This window comes from Micromonospora sp. NPDC000207, assembly GCF_040300925.1.
In the GTDB taxonomy this organism is placed as follows: domain Bacteria; phylum Actinomycetota; class Actinomycetes; order Mycobacteriales; family Micromonosporaceae; genus Micromonospora.
Window position 1 is genome coordinate 1 of sequence record NZ_JBEPEQ010000210.1, and the last position, 3,841, is coordinate 3,841.

The 3,841-nt window shown below is 70.9% G+C and carries 2 protein-coding genes; one reads left to right on the top strand and one right to left on the bottom strand.

Features of this window, described 5'->3' with window-relative positions; all coding sequences use genetic code 11:
- Nucleotides 1-101: 101 nt before the first annotated feature.
- On the bottom strand, nucleotides 102-2,720 hold the full coding sequence (locus tag ABT336_RS27005; RefSeq protein WP_350900359.1) for a valine--tRNA ligase: 2,619 nt from the start codon (nucleotides 2,718-2,720) through the stop codon (nucleotides 102-104).
- Nucleotides 2,721-2,819: 99 nt separating this feature from the next.
- Between ABT336_RS27005 and ABT336_RS27010 the strand changes: the two genes are divergently transcribed.
- Nucleotides 2,820-3,509, top strand: coding sequence for a hypothetical protein (locus tag ABT336_RS27010; protein ID WP_502891280.1), 690 nt, complete (start codon nucleotides 2,820-2,822; stop codon nucleotides 3,507-3,509).
- Nucleotides 3,510-3,841 lie beyond the last annotated feature (332 nt).

Genomic DNA, 3,841 nt, shown 5'->3' on the forward strand with positions numbered 1-3,841 from the left:
GCCCCCGGCCCGCGCCGCGGGGCCAGCCCGGGCGGCGCGACGGGCGGAGCCCTCCCGACCCGACGGGTCGGCGGGCTGATCGGTGCGTTCGATGCGCTCGGTCACGACGGCAGCGCCTCCAGTGCGGCGTCGATGCGGACCAGGTCGGACTCGGCGGCGGCGAGCCGGGTCCGGATCTTGTCGACCACGTGCTCCGGGGCCTTCCCCACGAAGGCCGGGTTGTCCAGCTTCCCCCGGGCCTGCGTCACCTCCTTCTCGGCGGCGACACGGTCCTTGGTCAGCCGGGCCCGCTCGGCGGCCACGTCGATGGAGCCCCGGGTGTCCAGGGCGACGCTGACCTCACCGGGCATCGCCAGGGTGGCGCTTGACTGGAAGTCGTCGCCGGGGGTGTCCAGTCGGACCAGGGAGCGAATCAACGGCTCGTGCGCCTCGATGCCCGCCCCGGTCAGGCCGTCCAGCCGCGCCGCGACCCGCTGCGTGGGACGCAGCCCCTGGTCGGAACGGAACCGCCGGATCTCGGTCACCACCCGTTGGACGGTGCCGACCTCGGCCTCCGCACTGTCGTCGACAAGGGTACGGTCGGCCGTCGGCCAGGCGGCGGTCACCACCGTCCCCGCGCCGGTCAGCGCGGTCCACAGCTCCTCGGTGACGAACGGCATCACCGGGTGCAGCAGCCGCAGCAGCTGGTCCAGGACGTGCCCGAGCACCCGTCGGGTCGCCTCGGCCGCCGCACCGCCACCGGCGAGCACCGGCTTGGTCAGCTCGACGTACCAGTCACAGACGTCGTCCCAGGCGAAGTGGTAGAGCAGGTCGCAGACCTTCGCGAACTCGTACCCCTCGAACTGCTCGTCCACCTCGGCGGTGACGTGCGTGAGTCGGGACAGGATCCACCTGTCGACGGTGGAGAGCTGCGCGGCGGGCGGCAACGGCCCCTCGGTGTGGGCACCGTTCATCAGTGCGAACCGGGTGGCGTTCCAGAGCTTGTTGCAGAAGTTGCGCGAGCCCTGGCACCAGTCCTCGCTGACCGGGACGTCAGAGCCGGGGTTGGCACCCCGGGCCAGGGTGAACCGGACGGCGTCGGCACCGAAGCGGTCGATCCAGTCCAGCGGGTCCACCACGTTCCCGAAGGACTTGGACATCTTCTTGCCGAACTCGTCACGGACCATGCCGTGCAGGGCCACCACCTCGAAGGGCGGCTTGCCGTCCATCGCGTACAGGCCGAACATCATCATCCGGGCGACCCAGAAGAAAAGGATGTCGTACCCGGTGACCAGGACGCTCGTCGGGTAGAACTTCGCCAGGTCGGGGGTCTGCTCCGGCCAGCCGAGGGTGGAGAACGGCCACAGCCCGCTGGAGAACCAGGTGTCCAGGACGTCCTCGTCCTGGTGCCAGCCCTCGCCGGTCGGCGGCTGCTCGTCGGGGCCGACGCAGACGACCTCGCCGTCGGGGCCGTACCAGACCGGGATCCGGTGGCCCCACCAGAGCTGGCGGGAGATGCACCAGTCGTGCATGTTGTCGACCCAGGCGAAGTACCGCTTGGCCAGCTCGGGCGGCTCGATCTTCACCCGGCCGTCGCGCACCGCGTCCCCCGCCGCCTGGGCCAGCGGGGTGGTGTTGACGAACCACTGCAACGACAGCCGGGGCTCGACGGTCGTCTTACACCGCGAGCAGTGCCCGACCGCGTGCACGTACGGCCGCTTCTCGGCCACGATCAGGCCCTGCTCACGCAGGGCGGCGACGATCGCCGGCCGGGCCTCGTAACGGTCCAGTCCCTGGAAGGGACCGGGCACGGTGATCACACCTCGCTCGTCCATCACCGTCAACGAGGGCAGGCCGTGCCGCTGGCCGATCTCGAAGTCGTTCGGGTCGTGTGCCGGGGTCACCTTGACCATGCCGGTGCCGAAGGACGGGTCGACGTGCGGGTCACCCACGATCGGGATCCGCCGTCCGGTGAGCGGCAGCTCGACCTCGGTACCGATCAGGTGCCGGTACCGCTCGTCGTCGGGGTGCACAGCGACAGCGGTGTCACCGAGCATCGTCTCGGCCCGGGTGGTGGCCACCACCACGTCGTCGCTGTACCTGATCGAGACCAGCTCACCGTCGTCGTCGGTGTGCTCCACCTCGATGTCCGACAGCGCCGTCAGGCACCGTGGACACCAGTTGATGATCCGGTTCGCCCGGTAGATGAGACCGTCGTCGTACAGCTTCTTGAAGATCGTCTGTACGGCCCGCGACAGCCCCTCGTCCATGGTGAAGCGCTCGCGGTCCCAGTCGACGGAGTCACCGAGCCGGCGCATCTGGCCGAGGATCGCCCCGCCGGACTCGGCCTTCCACCGCCACACCCGGTCGACGAACTCGTCGCGCCCCAGGTCGTGCCGGGACAGCCCCTCGGCGGCCAACTGCCGCTCCACGACGTTCTGCGTGGCGATGCCGGCGTGGTCCATGCCGGGCAGCCAGAGCGCCTCGAAGCCCTGCATCCGCTTACGCCGGATCAGCGAGTCCTGGACGGTGTGGTCGAGGGCGTGCCCCATGTGCAGGACGCCGGTGACGTTCGGCGGGGGGATGACGATAGTGAACGGGGGCCGGTCGCTGCGGGGATCCGCCCGGAAGTGGCCCGCGGCTACCCACTGCTCGTACCGTCGCTGCTCTACCTCACCGGGCTGGTACTGGCCGGCAAGGGTCGGGGCGTCGGGGCGTCGGGCATCCAGTCTCTCGGTCACCCTCGAAGTCTACGGAGCGCTTCGGCGGACCTGACGTGCACCACCGGTGGTTCGCGTACGGTGTCGGTCATGTCCGACGCACACGTCACCGGCACCTCCGTGTCCGGTGGGTACGCACCTGCCTCCGGCCGCCCGTACCCCGACGGAGCCGAGCCGGTGGAGCTCGCCGAGGAGCCGATCCGGCTGAGTCACCACGACCCGGACGACGGCCCTCGGCGCTCGCTGTTCGGCTCGAAGCGGGCACGGTGGGCCCTGGCGGCGGCCCTCGTCGTCGGGCTGGCCGGAGCCGGTGCCCTCGGTGTCGCAGGCTGGCGGGTGGCACAGCAGCGGGACACCGACCTGACCACTCCGGACCGGGTCGCCGGGCTGTCCCGCGACGACAGCGAACGGGCCCGGAGCACCGCCGACTACCTGCGCAACGGTTTCGCCGCCCAGATCGACCTGGAAAGCAGCTTCGGCACCGTGTACGGCGACCCCGCCGACGACCGGCGGCCGGTGCTCATCTTCGGTGGCTCGGCCCTGTTGTGGCAGCCGGAACGGGATCTGGACACCCTCTTCGGCCTGATGGCCGACGAGACCGGCGAGGTCGCCGGCATCAGCGAGGTTCCCGCCGGTCGGCTCGGCGGCACCATGAAATGCGGTACGACCGGCGGGGAGGGCGGCGACTTCGCGGTCTGCGGCTGGGCCGACCACGGCAGCGTGGTGATGGCGATGTTCCCCGGTCGACCGGTCAGCGAGGCCGGCGGACTCCTCCGCACCATCCGCGAGGAAATCCAAACCCGCCCCTGACCCCCACCCCCACCCCACCCGCCGCCTACCTCACCTCACCTCACCTCACCTCACGAGCGTTCCCACGTGCGTTGATCAAGGGGTTTGCGTCACGATTGGAGATCACCCGTGACGCAAACCCCTTGATCACCACAGGAGTCGGGAGGAGTACGGCCGGTAGGGGGCCGTCAGGGCGGGGAATCGGCTGATGGGGGAAACCGGTGAGGGAGTGTCCTGGCCCGGGGGGGGGGCAGGGTCGCCGGCCTGGGAGGCGGGGTCGCCGGCGCGGGGGCGGGGTCGGGGTGGGTGCGCGGTTCTCCGGGGCTCCTGACCCGCCAGGCAGTGCACAGCAG